The organism is Adhaeribacter sp. (assembly GCF_057359045.1).
Window position 1 is genome coordinate 50,847 of record NZ_JBMQUD010000152.1, and the last position, 17,051, is coordinate 67,897.

At 42.0% G+C, this 17,051-nt stretch carries 18 protein-coding genes; 6 read left to right on the forward strand and 12 right to left on the reverse strand.

Annotated elements, in window-relative coordinates; translation table 11 throughout:
• Nucleotides 1-7 precede the first annotated feature (7 nt).
• Nucleotides 8-1,225, reverse strand: a complete 1,218-nt coding sequence (locus tag ACO1R6_RS23340) for a pyridoxal phosphate-dependent aminotransferase (RefSeq protein WP_486267867.1) — start codon at nt 1,223-1,225, stop codon at nt 8-10.
• Nucleotides 1,226-2,053: 828 nt separating this feature from the next.
• Here ACO1R6_RS23340 and ACO1R6_RS23345 point away from each other — a divergent pair.
• On the forward strand, nt 2,054-2,851 hold the full coding sequence (locus ACO1R6_RS23345) for an alpha/beta fold hydrolase (RefSeq protein ID WP_486267869.1): 798 nt from the start codon (nt 2,054-2,056) through the stop codon (nt 2,849-2,851).
• Nucleotides 2,852-3,149: 298 nt separating this feature from the next.
• Here the strand turns inward: ACO1R6_RS23345 and recR are convergent, their stop codons facing one another.
• Both recR and ACO1R6_RS23355 read right to left on the reverse strand, forming a co-directional pair.
• Nucleotides 3,150-3,755, reverse strand: coding sequence for a recombination mediator RecR (recR, locus tag ACO1R6_RS23350; RefSeq protein ID WP_486267871.1), 606 nt, complete (start codon nt 3,753-3,755; stop codon nt 3,150-3,152).
• Between the two features lie 13 nt (nt 3,756-3,768).
• Nucleotides 3,769-4,050, reverse strand: a complete 282-nt coding sequence (locus tag ACO1R6_RS23355; protein WP_486267873.1) for an ATP-dependent Clp protease adaptor ClpS — start codon at nt 4,048-4,050, stop codon at nt 3,769-3,771.
• A gap of 222 nt (nt 4,051-4,272) precedes the next feature.
• Between ACO1R6_RS23355 and ACO1R6_RS23360 the strand changes: the two genes are divergently transcribed.
• Nucleotides 4,273-4,824 (forward strand): hypothetical protein, encoded by a 552-nt coding sequence (locus ACO1R6_RS23360; RefSeq protein WP_486267875.1) that lies wholly within the window; start codon nt 4,273-4,275, stop codon nt 4,822-4,824.
• Between the two features lie 97 nt (nt 4,825-4,921).
• The gene (locus tag ACO1R6_RS23365) at nt 4,922-5,674 is read left to right on the forward strand and encodes a Dph6-related ATP pyrophosphatase (RefSeq protein WP_486267877.1); all 753 of its coding nucleotides are present in this window, start codon (nt 4,922-4,924) and stop codon (nt 5,672-5,674) included.
• Nucleotides 5,675-5,680: 6 nt separating this feature from the next.
• Here the strand turns inward: ACO1R6_RS23365 and ACO1R6_RS23370 are convergent, their stop codons facing one another.
• The 3 genes from ACO1R6_RS23370 to ACO1R6_RS23380 form a co-directional block, all read right to left on the reverse strand.
• The gene (locus ACO1R6_RS23370; protein ID WP_486267879.1) at nt 5,681-6,604 is read right to left on the reverse strand and encodes a cation diffusion facilitator family transporter; all 924 of its coding nucleotides are present in this window, start codon (nt 6,602-6,604) and stop codon (nt 5,681-5,683) included.
• A gap of 135 nt (nt 6,605-6,739) precedes the next feature.
• A complete protein-coding gene (locus ACO1R6_RS23375; protein WP_486267881.1) occupies nt 6,740-7,411 on the reverse strand; it encodes a YceI family protein in 672 nt (223 codons plus the stop codon).
• Between the two features lie 50 nt (nt 7,412-7,461).
• Nucleotides 7,462-7,911, reverse strand: coding sequence for a MarR family winged helix-turn-helix transcriptional regulator (locus tag ACO1R6_RS23380; protein WP_486267883.1), 450 nt, complete (start codon nt 7,909-7,911; stop codon nt 7,462-7,464).
• 545 nt (nt 7,912-8,456) lie between these two features.
• On the opposite strand from ACO1R6_RS23380, the gene ACO1R6_RS23385 reads away from it, so the two are divergent.
• Nucleotides 8,457-8,957: a DUF4199 domain-containing protein gene (locus ACO1R6_RS23385; RefSeq protein WP_486267885.1), complete on the forward strand. Its 501-nt coding sequence runs from the start codon at nt 8,457-8,459 to the stop codon at nt 8,955-8,957.
• Nucleotides 8,958-8,961: 4 nt separating this feature from the next.
• On the opposite strand, the gene ACO1R6_RS23390 is transcribed toward ACO1R6_RS23385, so the two are convergent.
• Complete coding sequence (locus ACO1R6_RS23390) at nt 8,962-9,951, reverse strand: dipeptide epimerase (protein ID WP_486267887.1); 990 nt, start codon at nt 9,949-9,951, stop codon at nt 8,962-8,964.
• Between the two features lie 381 nt (nt 9,952-10,332).
• Here ACO1R6_RS23390 and ACO1R6_RS23395 point away from each other — a divergent pair, with 381 nt between their 5' ends.
• On the forward strand, nt 10,333-11,718 hold the full coding sequence (locus ACO1R6_RS23395) for a dicarboxylate/amino acid:cation symporter (RefSeq protein WP_486267889.1): 1,386 nt from the start codon (nt 10,333-10,335) through the stop codon (nt 11,716-11,718).
• A gap of 80 nt (nt 11,719-11,798) precedes the next feature.
• Nucleotides 11,799-12,392 (forward strand): hypothetical protein, encoded by a 594-nt coding sequence (locus tag ACO1R6_RS23400; protein WP_486267891.1) that lies wholly within the window; start codon nt 11,799-11,801, stop codon nt 12,390-12,392.
• Between the two features lie 54 nt (nt 12,393-12,446).
• Here the strand turns inward: ACO1R6_RS23400 and ACO1R6_RS23405 are convergent, their stop codons facing one another.
• The 5 genes from ACO1R6_RS23405 to ACO1R6_RS23425 form a co-directional block, all read right to left on the reverse strand.
• Entirely contained in the window at nt 12,447-13,208 is a 762-nt protein-coding gene (locus ACO1R6_RS23405; protein WP_486267893.1) for a YdcF family protein, read from the reverse strand.
• Between the two features lie 157 nt (nt 13,209-13,365).
• Entirely contained in the window at nt 13,366-15,135 is a 1,770-nt protein-coding gene (locus ACO1R6_RS23410; protein WP_486267895.1) for a DUF885 domain-containing protein, read from the reverse strand.
• Between the two features lie 53 nt (nt 15,136-15,188).
• Entirely contained in the window at nt 15,189-15,410 is a 222-nt protein-coding gene (locus ACO1R6_RS23415; protein ID WP_486267897.1) for a DUF2905 domain-containing protein, read from the reverse strand.
• Nucleotides 15,411-15,540: 130 nt separating this feature from the next.
• Complete coding sequence (locus ACO1R6_RS23420; RefSeq protein ID WP_486267899.1) at nt 15,541-16,185, reverse strand: hypothetical protein; 645 nt, start codon at nt 16,183-16,185, stop codon at nt 15,541-15,543.
• Nucleotides 16,166-17,014, reverse strand: coding sequence for a metallophosphoesterase family protein (locus ACO1R6_RS23425; RefSeq protein ID WP_486267901.1), 849 nt, complete (start codon nt 17,012-17,014; stop codon nt 16,166-16,168). Before ACO1R6_RS23425 ends, ACO1R6_RS23420 begins: the two co-directional genes overlap by 20 nt.
• Nucleotides 17,015-17,051: the final 37 nt, after the last annotated feature.

Here is a 17,051-nt window from a genome sequence, read left to right on the forward strand (position 1 = left end):
CTGGCCCTTATTTTAATTTAGCCAGACTTTCTTTTAAGCGGCCCATTGCCTCTTCGAGTTTGGCATCAGAAGCTGCAAATGAAATCCGGATACACTCATCGGCCCCAAACGCATCACCGCTAACCACCGCCACGTACACGTCGTTCAGCAGGTACATACTCAGGTCAAATGAATTGTTAATTACTTTACCATCGGGGGTAGTTTTGCCAAAGTAGGCACTAATATCCGGGAAAATGTAAAAAGCACCTTGCGGTACGTAGGTTTTGACGCCCGGTATGTCTTTTAATAAACCTAAAACCAAGTCACGCCGGCGCAGGTAAGCCGCTGCCATTTCATCGGCCGAACCTTTACCACCTTTTAAAGCCGCCACTGCCGCTTTTTGCGCAATAGAACAAGTACCAGACGTAATCTGGCTTTGCATTTTATCGCAGGCATCGGCTATTTCTTTGCAGGCAGCAATATAACCCACGCGCCAACCGGTCATGGCGTAACCTTTAGAAAAGCCGTTAACGGTAATTACCCGGTCTTTAATAAAATCAAAAGCCGCCATGCTGGCGTGTTCGCCGGTAAAGTTTATGTATTCATAAATTTCGTCGGCCATAACGTAAATCTGCGGATGCTTCTCCAGAATGCGGGCAAACGCCAGCAATTCGTCTTTCGAGAAAACGGAACCGGTAGGATTACACGGCGACGAATACATTACCAGTTTGGTATTAGAGGTAATGGCATCTTCGAGCTGTTGCGGGGAAATTACAAAATCATTCTCCAGCGTTCCTTTTACCTGCACCGGAATACCTTCGGCCAATTTTACCACCTCTTCGTAAGATACCCAGTACGGCGAGAAAATAATTACTTCGTCGCCGGGGTTTACCAAACTCATTACCACATTGGCAATAGATTGCTTGGCACCGGTAGATACTACAATATTTTCGGGTTTATAATCGAGGTTGTTATCGCGTTTTAGTTTAGCTACAATTTCCTGACGCAGGTCCGGGTAACCGGCTACCGGCGTGTAGAAGGTAAAACCATCGTCGAGGGCCTTTTTAGCCGCATCTTTAATATATTGAGGGGTCTGAAAATCGGGCTCGCCAAAGCTCAGGTTTATAACATCATGTCCTTGGGCACCTAGTTCGCGGGCTTTTTTGGCCATTGCGATTGTCTGGGATTCGGCCAGCGCCAAAATTCTGTCGGATAAAAAACTGGTTTCCTGTTCTGTTGATTGCATGATAATTAGGAATTTTGAGTGCCAAAAATAAAGATTTAAAACAAATATGTTAGCGGCCCGGAAATAAAAAATCTTAAAAAGGTAAAATGCGGCTTATTGCACAAAAAGTTCTTTTAAATTTTTAAGCACAGCTACCTTAATGGCTTATACAAGAACTAAAGCTATTATCTTGATGTTTAATAAATTAACGACACCAAGTATAAATTCTTGCCAAATAGCCAGCTTTTTTGTGAGCTTATAAAACAAAGAAACTACTGCACTACCAGTAAATATGCCAGGAGCAATAATTTATTACTTACATAATATTGGTTACCTAAAGAGGTACTACCGCTGTTTAGGGTTTTAAGGTATGCTACGATTTGAAAGAGCGTGCTACGCACAACATGAGCATCTGGAATATTTATCAGGCAATACCTGTAGCACCAGGCAAGGTGCTGATTAATTTAATTTTTCAGTTTGGCTTTTCAGTATATTAATCTGTAATTAAATTTAATTATAATACTAAAACTCAATATTGATTAACACGTCCTAAACTTATAATAATATTAGGCTAAAAACACTATTATTTAATTATACAGCAAATCCAACCAAATAGTAATTATTTAATATAAAACATAATAAAAGCTTCTTTCGTGCATAAAATATATTAAGATATACTGAAAGGCAGATCTATAAAATCGATATACAAAAGTCGGTGTATAAGGAAATATTTAGTACCTTTGGGTTCAAAACTTACCAGCAGCAGTAATGGTAAAATTATAAAACCATTCAACCTACCAACTAAAGCACAAGGAAGCGATTACCTGAATAAAATTTAAATAAAATTTAATGGAAGTAATTAAAAGAAACAATGTTAAAATCATTGGTAAGGGCACACAAGTTATGATTTTTATCCACGGCTTTGGCTGTGATCAAAATATGTGGCGCTACGTTTACCCGAGTTTTTTAGATGATTATAAAATTGTTTTATACGACCATGTAGGTGCCGGCAACTCAGAACTATCGGCTTTTGATTACCAAAAATATAATACCCTGGAAGGTTATGCCGCCGACCTGCTGGAAATTTGCCGGGAATTAGAGGTTTACGATGCGGTTCTGGTTGGCCATTCAGTTGGCGCCATGATTGGGATTTTAAGTGCAATTGCCGAACCAGCCAGATTTTCTAAATTAATCCTGATTACTCCTTCGCCGTGTTATGTAAACCAGAACAATTATTACGGCGGTTTCGATTATAGCACCGTAGAAGACATGCTGCAACACATGCAAAGTAATTTTACCGATTGGTCGGGTGTTTTTGCCTCTTTTATCATGGGCAATCCGGAAAATCCATCATTAGCCGAAGAACTGGCTTACAGTTTTTGCCATACCGATGCTGATATTGCGCAGCATTTTGCCCGCGTAACTTTTCTCTCCGACAACCGAAGTGACTTGTCGAAACTAAAAACCAAGTCGTTGATATTACAGTGCTCTAACGATGCCATTGCCCCCGAAGAGGTTGGAAAATACATGCAAGATCAAATATCAGATGCTACGCTGGTTAAACTAAAAGCTAGTGGCCATTGTCCCAATTTAAGTGCTCCACTAGAGACGGTTGCAGCAATCGAGAATTTTCTAATTTCAAACTAATTTTAAGGCTTGGTTTAAATAAGCAGAGAATATTTTATACCATTCTGCCAGTTTACTATTTGCTCTTATTATTACGCTACTAATAGGTTTTATTAAACCGTTTTCTTTATAAACCCGGCACAAATTTTACCCTGGTTTACGTTGTAAAAAGACTTACTTTAAAAGCTTTTATCTTATGTTTACGGCATAGGCCAATGCGCTATGCACAATATAATATTTAAATTCAATTACCAGTAAATAATAAAAGGCTACCAATTAGTTGGTAGCCTTTTATTATTTAAAGCAAAACGCTGTTTTTTTATTTGCTGTAAGAGGTTCGCTCAATAATAGAGCGGCCCAATGTAATTTCATCGGTATATTCTAACTCACCGCCAACAGGTACGCCGCGGGCAATGGTGGTAATTTTTACTTTAAAATCGCGGAGTTTGCGGGTAATGTAAAAAGCAGTAGTGTCGCCTTCCATGGTTGGGCTGATGGCCAATAATACTTCTTTAACTTCCGAATCGGCCAGGCGCTCTACTAAAGAACCAATGGTTAAATCAGAGGGGCCAATGCCTTCAATCGGTGAAATAACGCCTCCCAATACATGGTAAAGTCCCTGGTATTGGCCTGTATTTTCAATGGCTATCACATCCCGGATATCGCTAACCACGCACAATAAAGTTTGGTCGCGCAAGGGGTTGGCACAAATATTACAAATTTCAGTATCAGAAATATTGTGGCAGTTTTTACAATAGGTGATATCTTCGCGCATTTTTACCAGTGCCTCAGATAAAGATTGGGTTTGGTTTGTTTCTTCTTTTAATAAGTGAAGTACCAGCCGCAATGCCGTTTTACGGCCAATTCCCGGAAGTTTTGCCAACTCATCTACCGCGTTCTGGATTAACTTTGACGGAAAATTCATTCAGGATTAAAGGTTAAACAATATCTGCCGAAATGCCCCGGTCGTGGATAGCGGAGCACTTGGCTTCGAGCTCTTCAAAAGTACCTACCTTTACGGTGCACTTACCTTTGTAATGAATTAAGTAAGTACATTGTTCGGCTTGCTCCGGCGAATGCTGACATACTTCAATCAACGTTTGGATTACGTGTTCGAAGGTGTTAATGTCATCGTTATAAACTACCAGATTTTTCAGGTCTACTACTTCCTCCAGAAGCAATACATCTTCCTGTAAAGCTATTTCGGTCTCTGTTCTCATAGTTACAAAATTACGAAATTAAGCTGGTTTTTAAAAGAAAACACCTTAATTCTGTTAAACTTAGTACCCATGTATGCTTATACTTTTAAGCCGCTGGTTAGGGTTACAAATTTTAACTTTACCGGTATAATCGTAATTTTACCCGTGCCATCGTTCCGGAATTTAATTAAAGTTACTTATGTTCCGAAATAAGAATAATTCCTGCTATACTGTTAAATTTATATGCCTGTACCTTCTGCCGAGTTTAAAAAAGAACTTAAAAATTTAACCGATAAAGAAAAAGAAGCCATTATTTTAAAAGCTGTACGCCGCGACGCTGAATTATACGATATACTCACATACGAACTGCTGCCCGACCGAACCTTAGAACAAATACTGGAAGAAACATCGGAAAAAATTCATGACCATATGTACGGCTTAACCAGCCGCAACCTAACCAAAAATATTTCCCGCTCTTTCCGGAAATCAGTTAAAGAAATAGCCCGGTTTAAACGCATTACCAAAGACGCCAAAGCCGAAATAGAATTAAACTTGTATTTGCTGCAGCTTATCTTTAATAATTTTACCGGGCAGTTTGAAAGCCGGTACAAAAGCTTTTTTGTGGCCACGGCCCGTTTGCTAATCCGGACCATAAAATTAATTCAGAAAAACCTGCACCCCGATTATCACCTGGAGTATAAAGCCGATTTAGATAATTACCTGGAGCAGATTAATAGCCGGAGCCGCAGCATCCATCTTACCTTTGCGGTGCCCGCATCTTTTGAGACAGAATAAATCTTTTAAGTATTTTATTTGCCTCATTAAAGATTAGACTATTTGTTTTAAGGCTAATATGGTAATACCTATAGCCAAACCCTAATAAATATCTCAAATGAAAAATGCTTTTTTTGCCTGGAGCGGCGGCAAAGATTCGGCTTTGGCTTTGTACCGGATACAACAGCAACAAAATTACCAGATTAAATATTTACTTACCACCGTTACTGAAACTTATAACCGGGTTACCATGCACGGGGTGCGCTTGGCCTTGCTAGAACAACAAGCCCAGGCTATAGGCATTCCGCTTAAAATTGTTTGGGTGCCGCAAAACCCCAGTATGGCGGTTTACGAAGCCTGCATGCACAATGCCTTTACCCAACTAAAAAACGAAGGCATTACAACGGGTATTTTCGGCGATATCTTTTTAACAGATTTACGAAAGTACCGTGAAGAACAGCTGGGGCGTTTGGGTATGGAAGCTGTTTTCCCATTGTGGCAAAATAATTCTTTGGCGCTGGTGCAGGAATTTATCGGGGTGGGTTTTAAAGCACAAATCATTTGTGTAAGCCATCAGCGATTAGGCCAATCATTTATAAACCAGCCACTAAACCAGCTTTTTTTAGATGCCTTACCCGACGGGGTAGATGCCGCTGGCGAAAACGGCGAGTATCATTCTTTTGTTTATGCCGGACCAATATTTACCCACTCCGTAGAATTTAAGGTTGGTGAGGTTGTATTGCGGGATTATGCCACCAATTTACCAATAAAAGAAGAGACAGCTACGCTGCAAATAAATAACCTGGCTAACGGTGTTCCGGCTCCTGATACTTGCTTCTGGTTTGCCGATTTATTACCGGTCACTGAATAGAAAATATTAATCCCGGAAATAAGGGTCGTGTTCGGCATCTACCGGTTCTATGTGAATCAGCACGTCGAAAATACGGGGATTAGCATTTAGAATAACAGCCTTTACCGCGTGGGCAATATCGTGGCCTTCCCGTACCGATAATTCACCATCTACCAGCACGTGCAAATCTACGAACAACTCAAAACCCATTTTCCGGACAAAGCATTTTTCAAGACCTTCTACGCCTGGTACGCGGCTGGCCAGTTCTCTTACTTCGTCTATAATATTGCCCGAGGGAGCAGCATCCATTACTTCGTTCAGGGCCGGCCGGAATACCCGGTAAGCGTTTATAAAAATAATAACCGCCGCAATTATGGCCGCGTAATCGTCGGCGACTTCGTAGCCAGGGCCACCAATAATGGCTATCGCAATGCCCACAAAAGCCGCCGCTGACGTAATGGCATCGCTGCGGTGGTGCCAGGCATCGGCTTTCACGGCGGTACTATCGGCCTCCTCGCCTACTTTTATAATAAACCGAAATAAAAATTCTTTAATAAATATAACCAAACCCAACACCCATAAAGTAAAGGTAGCGGGTACCTGGTGCGGCGTTAATATATTGCTAATGCTTTCTACCACAATTAAAACGGCAGCAGCCGTCATGGTTAAAGCTATAATGGTTGCGGCCAGTGGTTCGGCTTTGCCGTGCCCATACGGATGATCTTTATCGGGGGCCTTGGCGGCAATACGCAGGCCGGCAAATAAAATTAAAGAGCTAAATACATCCGAAGCCGACTCAATGGCATCGGCAACTAGGGCATACGAATTGCCCAAAATACCCGCCGTACCTTTAATAATTACCAGAGCCATACTGGCCAGGATACTTATTAAGGTAGTTTTCAGCCCCCGGGCGGCCGGGTGCAAATCAGAAGAAGGATTGGCTACTTGCAACGGCTTTAAATTAAAGAAACAAATCGCTTACGCAATTTCTGACACAAAGGTCAGGAGTATTTCGCGAAAAAAAAACTGCTCTGGAATTGCAAAGCAACCTCCAAAGCAGTATTTAAAAGGAATAAAGAATTTAACTTATTTTTTGGCTACTAAGTTAAACTGAACAGTAAAATCGTCGTGAATAGCTTTGTCGCCGATGTTCTCGAAGAAACTTTTAGAACCATAACGAATATCCCACTTGGTACGGTCTAAAGTTACCGCATCGGATTTGGCGGTTACGGTGTTGCCCTGTACATTTACTACTGCCGGAAAACTTACGGGTTTGGTAATGCCTTTAATGGTCAGGTTACCGTTTATGGTATAGTTAGCAGCTCCGGCTTTTGCTCCTTTAATGGGGGTAATATTATTTATTTTAAAAGTAGCTTGCGGATGTTTTTCAGTTGAGAAAAAATCATCAGATTTTAAGTGACCTACTAACTTCTGGTTGTACTCGGCATCTTTAACATCTAAGTTAGTAATGCTGGTCATATCAATAACTACATTACCGCCTACTACCTTGTTTTTGTCTACATTTAAGTTGCCTTGAGCTATTTTAATGGTTCCGTTGTGCTCACCGGTAACTTTTTTACCGTTCCAGGTCATGGTACTCTGGGCAGGATCTACTTTATAAGTGGTGCCGGCTACGGCTTTAACTTCTTTGGTGGTTTTGGTATTGGCCAAGGCTAGAGTTTTACCAGCCTGGGCATTGGCCTGCTGAGAAAATAAAAATGTACCTGCTACTAGGGCCGAAAGAACTAATTTTTTCATGGTATGGAAATAATTTATAATCTGATAATTTATTAAATTTTAAGTAGGAACTAATCCCGGATTTTATTTAAAAGTGCATTTAAGGTTTCGGCTTCGGCTTCGGTTAAATTTTCGAGACCGTGGTGCATTAACTTACTTTGTTTATCTACCTGTTGTAATAAATCTAAACCGGCTTGGGTAATTACCACATCAACCGTGCGGCGGTCTTGTTCACACTGGCTGCGCAATACTAAATTTTTGGCTACCAGCCGGTCTACAATGCGCGACGCATTAGAAGTTTTATCGAGCATGCGTTCAATAAGCAAATTAATGGTAGCGGGTTTTGGGTGCTGTCCGCGCAAAATTCGCAATATATTAAATTGCGGCAGCGTTAAATCAAAGGGCCTTAAAAACTCGGCGTATTGTAACTGCAGCCAGCCCGCCGAATAAATCAAGTTTAAATAGGCCTTTTGGTATATATTTTTAAAAACCGGTTGTTTTATCTCTTCTTCAATGCGCATGTGTTGTGTCGGTTTAATGATGCAAATATATGTACATACATTTAATGTTACAACATATTTATTCTTTTTATTAGTTCCCGCAGTCAATACATAATCCAATACACTGTAAATCAGCCAAATTATTTTTTATCCATTAAATATTAGAACCTGGCAGTAAAAGGCATTAGCTGATATTTGATCAAGTGAGTATGTGCTGTTGGGCTCTACTCTTAAGAACTTGGCAAACCTAAACTAAAAATAACCTAAACCAATTTCAGTATTTACCCGCTAATTTTTAAGTATAAATAAAACAGGTAAAGATTTGTTTCTGGCGTAAAAAGGGTATTCTCATGGCAGAAGAATATCAACTGTACATAATAACAGTACAGTGGCAGCCGGAAGGTTGCCGCTGTTGAACATTCTTCCTTAGTTTTTTCATAATAAACCTAAAAAGCTAATCATACTTTATGATTAGCTTTTTTATTTTAAGGTATCTTTATAGTTTGCGCCGCAGTTATGCAAAAACCAGCGTAAGCGAATAAGCTTGGCTAAGTCTATGGTTTATTATGAAACAACTTTGCATTTATGGTCTGGTTACCGGGCTTTTAATAGCCGGTTATATGTACATGGCCTATCTGACAGATGCTTATAACTTAAATTTAGGAAGATTTACCGGCCTGGTTTCTTTGTTATTAACCACTCTGGGTATTTTTTGGGGTGTTCGGGCTTACCGGCAATATGCCCGGCTAGGCGTAATGAGTTACTGGCAGGGGGTTTTAGCGGGCGTTTTGCTTTCGGTATTTGCCGGTGTTATTACGGCGGCCTTTACTTACGTGTATTTGCAATACATAAACCCAGGCTTTGTAGATTACTTGGTAGAGCTTAACCAACGTACCCTAATGCAACAAGGTGCCACCGATGTCCAGGTGCAATCTAATGCCATTGTAACCCGCGAATTATTCCGGCCGCTGCCCCAGGCTTTGCGGGCATTGGGCGGTTACGTGGCCGCAGGAAGTTTAATTTCGCTTATTCTGGCAGGTTTTTTAAAATCGAAAGCGCCGGAATAAATATTTATTTCATGTATAAGCGACCTTCTTTTTCCTGCACAATCCCAAAGGGCTCTTCTTTTAATATTAAAAAGCCATCTAAATCGGCTTGGTTTACGCCTTGGCACAACTGCATAGCCGACCAAATGCCTAAAGACGTTTCTACCATACAACCCACCATGGTTTTCAGGCCGTGTTGCCGGGTTTTTGTTAAAATATCCAGCCCGTTCAGGTAACCGCCCGCTTTCATCAATTTCATGTTTACCCCATGAAATTGTTCTTTCAAAGCTTCAAAATCGGCTTGGTTGGTTACCGATTCATCGGCAAATATTTCGTACGGCGATTTTTGCTTCAGGTATTTATAAGCATCGGTTTGGGCCGCCGGTAGCGGCTGTTCGATAAAAGCGATCGGATACCTTTTTAAATTTTCTAAAAACAAAAGCAAGGTTTCGGGCTCATTCCAGGCTTCGTTTGCATCAATAATTAAAGGTTTAGAGTTAATGGCCGCCACTTGCTTTATTAATTCCAGACCATCTTCCTGGTTAACCTTCACTTTTAAGTTGGCAAACCTATTCAGGTTATTATCGCGGATAAAACTTGGTATCTGGCCCGGTTCCATAATAGGCAACGAAAAAGCCGTAGCCACGGGTCCGGGCGCAGTTACTTGCAAAAACTCTACAACCGTTATGCCTTTGCGCTGACAAGTATAATGAATGTAAGCCGCTTCGAGGGCAAAACGCAAAGCATTGGCCGGCGGGTAAAGGGTTAACAATACTTGTAAATCTTCCAGCGACCGGATATATTCCAATCCATTATCAAGCAAAGATTCAAATTGCTTAGTTAAATTTTCGGCGGTTTCGCCGTAGCGAATATTGGGCGCAGCTTCGCCAATCCCTACGTGCTGGCTATCAGCCACCCGAATAAATAAATTGGTTTTAACATCGGCGCTGTTGCGCGAAATCTTCCAGGTATAACGGAGTTGTAAAGCTTTAGACTCAATATGCCAGCGCAGCATGTTTTTTTATTATTTAGCCGGTAAAATAGTATTCTTTACAAATATCTAAGGTTTTTTAATTAATGCCGCTCTCCCGTTAAAAACTAAACTAAATAAAGTTATGACCCACAATCGGTAAGGGTTGGCACAAAATAATATAAAAGTTTATTTTATCTTTGTCAGATTTTAAACCAGTTTGTTCATTTATCAGCAGTTTTATTTATTACGTCCATCATTCAACTTCTACTTAGTAATTTTATTAGTCCTAAGCAACACGCTCTTCCCAAAGCGTTTGCCAGCAAGCCCGTGGCTTGGTTTTAGGATTAATATTTTAGTAAAAAAGTATAGGTTGATGGGGCTGAATGAATAAAAATAAACCTTCTTAGCTTTCTCCTGGCCCTTATGCGCAAATCCCAGATTTTACTTTTTACGCTACTTGTATTAACCATTGCGGCTGTTCTTACGGTACTCGAAAATTACGGTTTAATGTCGTTTTCGCCGGTTATTCTAATGGGCATCAGGTGGGTTGGTATAGCCTTGCTCATTTTCTACGCCTTGAAAAAGAAATCTTTAACCACTTGGATTTTAACCAGTATGGTAATTGGAGCCGAGATAGGTTATACTTTTCCGGAGTTTGCCTTAAGCTTAAATGTACTGAGTAAAATCTTTTTAAAGCTGATAAAAACCATTATTGCTCCTTTAATATTTGCGACCCTGGTGGTAGGTATTGCGGGCCATTCTAACCTGAAACAAGTGGGCAGCATGGGCTTAAAAGCTATTATTTATTTCGAAATAGTAACTACTCTAGCCTTGTTTATTGGTTTGGCCGCCATAAATCTTAGCAAAGCCGGCGAAGGAATTGTATTAAAAGGCAGTGATACCGGCGAAATTACCGCTCCAGCCAAGCAATCCGTGAGCGATATTATTCTGCACATTTTTCCGGAAAATATTGCCAAATCGGTAGCCGAAGGCCAGGTACTGCAGATTGTGGTATTTAGTATTCTGTTCGGGATTGGCCTGGCCATGCTTACTGAAGACCGGCGCCGGCCCTTGCTGGAAGTTACCGAAAGCCTGGCCGAGACCATGTTTAAATTTACCAATATTATTATGCTGTTTGCGCCCATAGCCGTGGGAGCCGCTATTGCCTACACCGTGGGGCACATGGGTTTTAGCATTTTAATAAACCTGTTTAAGTTACTGGCCACTTTATACGTAGCTTTAATTGTCTTTATATTGGTGGTATTGGTGCCAGCTGCCTTAATTTTCCGGATTCCACTTATCCGTTTTGCCAAAGCCATTGCCGAACCGGTTTCTATTGCGTTTGCGACAACCAGCTCCGAAGCCGCTTTGCCCCGGGCCATGGAAGCCATGGAATCGATTGGAGTGCCCCGCAAAATAGTTGCTTTTGTTATGCCGCTGGGTTATAGCTTTAACCTGGATGGGAGTACGCTTTACTTGTCGCTGGCTTCTATTTTTGTGGCCCAGGCGGCTGGCATAGACATGCCCTGGGAGCAACAAATTTTAATGGTATTTACCTTAATGCTTACGAGTAAAGGTATTGCCGGCGTACCGCGGGCTTCTTTGGTAATATTATTGGGTACTGCCGCTTCTTTTAACCTGCCCGTAGAGCCCATTTTTATTATTTTAGGTATTGATGAGTTAATGGATATGGCCCGTACCGGTGTAAACGTAATTGGTAACTGTTTAGCCTCTGCCATTATTGCCCGTTGGGAAGGTGAGTTCGAGGATAATCCAAGTCCATTAGCGCAGCAAATAGAAGAAATTTAAACTTGTTTTTTCTAATAAGTAGGATTAATTGGTAATTAATAAGCAAAAATTATTTACCTTTTACTCTAAATCGCAATGCTATGAAAAAGTTTGTTTTATTAAGTATTTTAGCCTTGGTAGGGCACTATTCCCAAGCCCAAACCAGTGTGCCAACTTCTGAAATACAAATAAAAACGGCCGTTTTAGCCGCTCCCGCCGATAAACGGGCCGAAGCTACCGTGTATGGCTACACCGGCAACAAAGAACTGGTATTACTGCGGCAAGGGAAAAACGAGCTAATTTGTTTAGCCGATAATCCTTTTGAAAACGGATTTTCGGCATCGTGCTACCACCGCGACTTGCAGCCTTTTATGAACCGGGGCCAGGAGTTGCGTAAACAAGGCAAAAATGGTCAGCAAATATTTGAAATGCGGGAGAGCGAAGTAAAAGCCGGCAAACTAACTATGCCTAAGCAGCCTGCTACTTTGTTTGTTTATACAGCGCCCGAAGAAAGCTACAACCGTACTACCGGCGAAGTAAAAAATGGTTATTTGCGCTATGTGGTATATATTCCGTACGCTACCCCCGAAAGCACCGGCTTACCCCTTAAACCCGAAGGGCCAGCGATGCCCTGGATTATGCACCCGGGTACGCACGGAGCCCACATCATGATTAATCCGCCCAAAAATCAATAATTTTATAATACTGCATTAAGTTAAATAAACGTAGCATAACTCAGGAGTTTAGGCTTAGCAGTAACCCATTATTTTATAAATTATAAAGCCGCCTACTTCCCGGAAAAATTTATGCCAACCCGCTAAAGCACCTTCGGCAGGAATAAAATCCTCGAAACGCAAACCGCGGTCCGACGAATAAAAATCGGCGGGGAATACCGCATGCGGAATACCGGCTTTTTGAAAACACCCGGTAGCCCGCCGCATGTGAAAACCCGAGGTAATTAAAACAAAGCTCTTGAGTTCAGGATATTTGGCCAGCAGCTTTTTGGTATTCTGGGCGTTTTCGTAGGTATTTCGGCTTTTGTCTTCCATTATGATGTCGGCTTCGGGTACCCCGGCCAATAACAGCAAGGTTTTTACTTCCAAGGCTTCAGAAGCGTGGGTTTTGCGCAATAAACCTAAGCCACCCGAAATAATTATTTTATTTATATGCTTGGTTTGATATAGCAGTACGGTATGCAAAAACCGGTCGGCACCTTTGTTGGTATACACCCGATCATGAGGCGATTTCTCGAGCGAAGTAAAACCCGTTAACAATATACCAGCATCGTATTTTTTAACTTCTTTTAAAGGTACCGGTTCGTATTCCCACCAGAGCCACGCCTCGTTCATAAAAAACGAATTGGAAAAGAAAAGCAGCAAGCCCAGGCTTAACCAAAGTGCAAACCGGCTGCGGCGGCGGTTACGCGCCACTAAACCATACAAAAAAAACCCGACAATCCAGGTAATGGGCATTATCAGGTAAAAAAACAGCTTAGAAAGAATAAAAAACATGGAGCGTTAAAAGAAGAGAAACAACACTAACAAAACCATCGCCATAACCAATAAAGCGATAATATCTTTGTGCAGCTTAATCTTCATAAAAGTTGTACAGGTTAGGAGGTTAGGCCGGCAAGATACTAACCTTCGGGCAGGAATAAAAAAGCGGCCTTTATTCTGCCAGCATCATTTTCCGGATATATTGCACCGGCGCACTGCCGTAGCTCAGAAATTTTTCGTGAAAATTTTTCAGGTTAAAATCTTTTCCTTCATTTTTCTTTAACTCTTCCCGCAAAGCTATAATTTCGGTGTAACCGGTAAAATAGCTCGATAACTGCACCTGCGAAAGCGTGGCCCGTTTCCACTTTTCTTCGGCTTCAGTTTGCTCCTGAAACCCCTCCTGTACCAATAAAAAAACAGCTTCTTCGCGGGTCATGTTTTTTACGTGTACACTGTAATCCAGAATAGCATTTAAGGTTACCCGCAAATTCCATTTGTACCACATTAGCCACATTTCGGGGCTGTTGTTACCGTAGCCATTTTCCAGCATCATTTGCTCGGCGTAAACGGCCCAGCCTTCTACCATGGCGCCGTTGCCCAAAATGGCTTTAATTATAGAAGGCGAGCGGTTGCTGTATACCAGTTGGGTGTAGTGGCCCGGAATAGCTTCGTGAATATTTAAAATCTGCAGCATGTAATTGTTGTACTCGCGCAAATAACTCTCGGCCTGCGCAGGCGTGTAACCGTCGAGCGGCGTAACATTGTAGTAGGTAGTGGCTTCTTTATCGTAAGGGCCGGGGGCCGAAATAGAAGCACCGGCCACTCCTTGCATGTAAGCGGGCGTGGGCCTGACTTGTAAGGGCTTTGACAAATCCTGGGTAAGCAAATCCTTTTCGTTCACAAAAGCGGTTAATTGCGGAATTTGCCTCTGAATGGCTACCACAAAAGAATCGCGCGACACGTGCTTTTCGGAAATGCGGGAAATTAATTTCTTTACGGCAACCAAACCCTCTGGCTGCGGTTGCTCCGGAAAATAAACCGGCCACAGCTTTTGGGTAATTTTTTGCATAGCTTCGTGTAGTTCTTGTTTCCGGAGCATGGCTTTCTGGTACACTTCCTGAGCCGAGAACCCCGATTGAATATCGAACCGGAATTTTTGCCCAAACTGGTCTTCCCCAATCCGGAAACTGCGGCCCTGATTTTTACTGGCTACCGGCAACACTTCTTCTTGCAGGTACCGGATATAATTTTCAATTTCTAAACGGGTGGCATCTACTCTTTGCTTAAATAAATCTTTTTCTGTTTGGCTTAAACCCGATTGCTGTACAGAATCGAGTATGGCCGGGCCAAAAACTGCCAGCGCGCCTTTGTTTTGCTGTATAGCTAACTGGGTGTGCTCCAGGGTAGGCTTACGCAGGTTTTTAATGCCGGCTTCATAATACGCTACACTGTTGCTTAACTTGTTAGAGATGGCCCGCAGCCGCACATCTAACTTAGCGTAACGGCCATTCAGGATTTCGGCTACGCTCCCACCCAGGTTATATTCCGAAGGGTCCCATTCATAAGACTTAAATTCCTGGAGGTACCACAAGCGGCCATCCAGAAAATTCACCAGCATGTAATAGTCGGTTTGGTTGTTTTCCGAAAGCTTGTGCCAGGTAAATGCCTCCAGTTCTTTTTTGTAAGATTGATAAGATTTTATTTCGGCCTCCCGCCGTTCCGGAGTAGGAATTACCAGCACTTCATCATACTTGTGATAACCTTGCGAGCTGGCCCAATCGGGGTGCAAACGCCAGAACTTAAGTACCAACCGATTTTTAAATTCATCAAACTGTTGATCTTCGGCCGAAACAGATTGCTTCTGCTCTTGCTGCCCGCAACCCATTAAAATAAAAAGCATGCCCACTACAGTGTACAGCAGCAAGGGTAATTTTTTTTTCATAAAAGGATTTAATGCTAAATATTAATGAGGCAGGAAAATACTGGCTGGAACTGTTAAAAAAACCGACGAATGAGCCACAATATTACACTCAGCAAAATGCTAACCAGGAGCATACTTACAATAGGCGCGTAAAATTTAACATTAGGCCGTTCTACCCGAATATCGCCGGGCAAATGGCCAAACCAATTTAATTTATCCCCAAACAGCCAAATAATTAACCCCACCAAGGCGATTCCTAAGCCGGCCAAAATAATTAGTTTCCCTACTGGCTGCATAAGCAGTTTAAATATTAAATGCTGATTATTCGTCTCTCCGGAAATCTAACCAATATCTATTTTCCCTTGGAGGTATTATCGGCGGATGTTCTGTTAAGGTTGCGGATTAAACCAGATTGATGCCTTAATTTTACTTTAAAATGAATTTAGTACCTACCGATAAGTTTAAAATATTACCTAAAGGCAATTTTTTATTGGTGAACCAGCTCACAAAAACCAAATCGTAAGTACCAAGCTCGGTATAAATTTCGAGTTTTTGAATAAAGGTTTTGGCGTTACCTACCTTACGGCCCAAAGTAGTACCTATAAAAGGCAGTAAACGCACGCTGGAGGCCCACCAGTAGTAACCTTCTGGGTAATGATCCGGCAGAACCGTAAAAAATTGATCGCCGAAAGAGTAGTTTACGCCCAGGCCAATTTTTAATGGCGCTAGCTGGTAATGATTATTTAGGTCAATCAGCCAAGGTTGAGCAGCCAGTTTTAAGGTTAAGGCGTGCAAGGCCGCATCGGCTTCAAATGCTGGCGTATACCCGTAGAGCAAATCGGCCTGAATTTTATCTTCAAAGATCCGGTAACCGGGCCCAACCGCCAATACACCCGTATTACCGGCAAATTGTACAGCCAGGTGTTTGGGTACGTACCATTTACGAGAGCGCTCCGTAATATTTATTTCCTGGCCCAGTACTGGCAAAAAGGTTAGCCAAAATAAACCCGAGAAAATTAATTTTACCCGTGCTAATCCACCAGCATGCCCTTTAGTAACTAACAACCTCATATTTTACCTCCTGGCCAATAATGGTTAAAACTAAAAACCTGCGGTTAGCTACACTGCCAATAACTATGTAATTTTTGCCGTCGCGGTATGGTTGCCGCACCCGGTGGGTATGCTGGTGGCCGTGCAAAGAATACCGGACATTGTATTGGCGAATAAGCTGCGCATAAGCCATTTCTTTCTGGCTATCAAAATCTGCGTCGTAAGGGGGCACATGGGCCAGCACAAAGGCATTGTCGTAATTGTGGGTATCCCGCAGGTTAGCTTCAAGATAATCTAACTGAGGAGCTCCCTCTGCTGCTTTAAACTCCAACGAATTGCTGTTTAAAAACACAAACCGGTTACGGCCAAACTGGTAGGTTTGATCGTACGGGCCGTACATGCGCCGATAAACCTGTTTGCCATTGGCTACGCAATCGTGGTTGCCCAATACTGCCAGGTAAGGCATTTTAAGTTTCTTCAAAATCTGGTGCTGCCAGCGGTATTCGTCTAATAACCCAAAATCCGTTAGATCGCCGGCATGCAGTACAAAATGAATGCGCTTGCCTTTTTGTGCGGTAAGTGCATTTACAGTAGTTACAAAGTCTTCGGTTTCGTCGAAATAACGTTGGGTATCTGCAATTAAGGCAATGCGCAAAGTATCGGTAGGCTTTAATTCTAAGGCCTGTATTTGTTCGGCGCTTTTCGCGTTTAAATTTTGCTCGTGCGACGACAGGGTGACCTGGTTGGGGCTATATTCTATTAATTCGCAGCCGCCTAGAATAAAGAAAACGGTCAGGTAACTACCCCAGCACAAGAGCCAATGAAAATGTTTTTTTTTATATCTAAACATGTTTAAGGCAAAGGCCATTAATGCCAAAGCCGTTTAA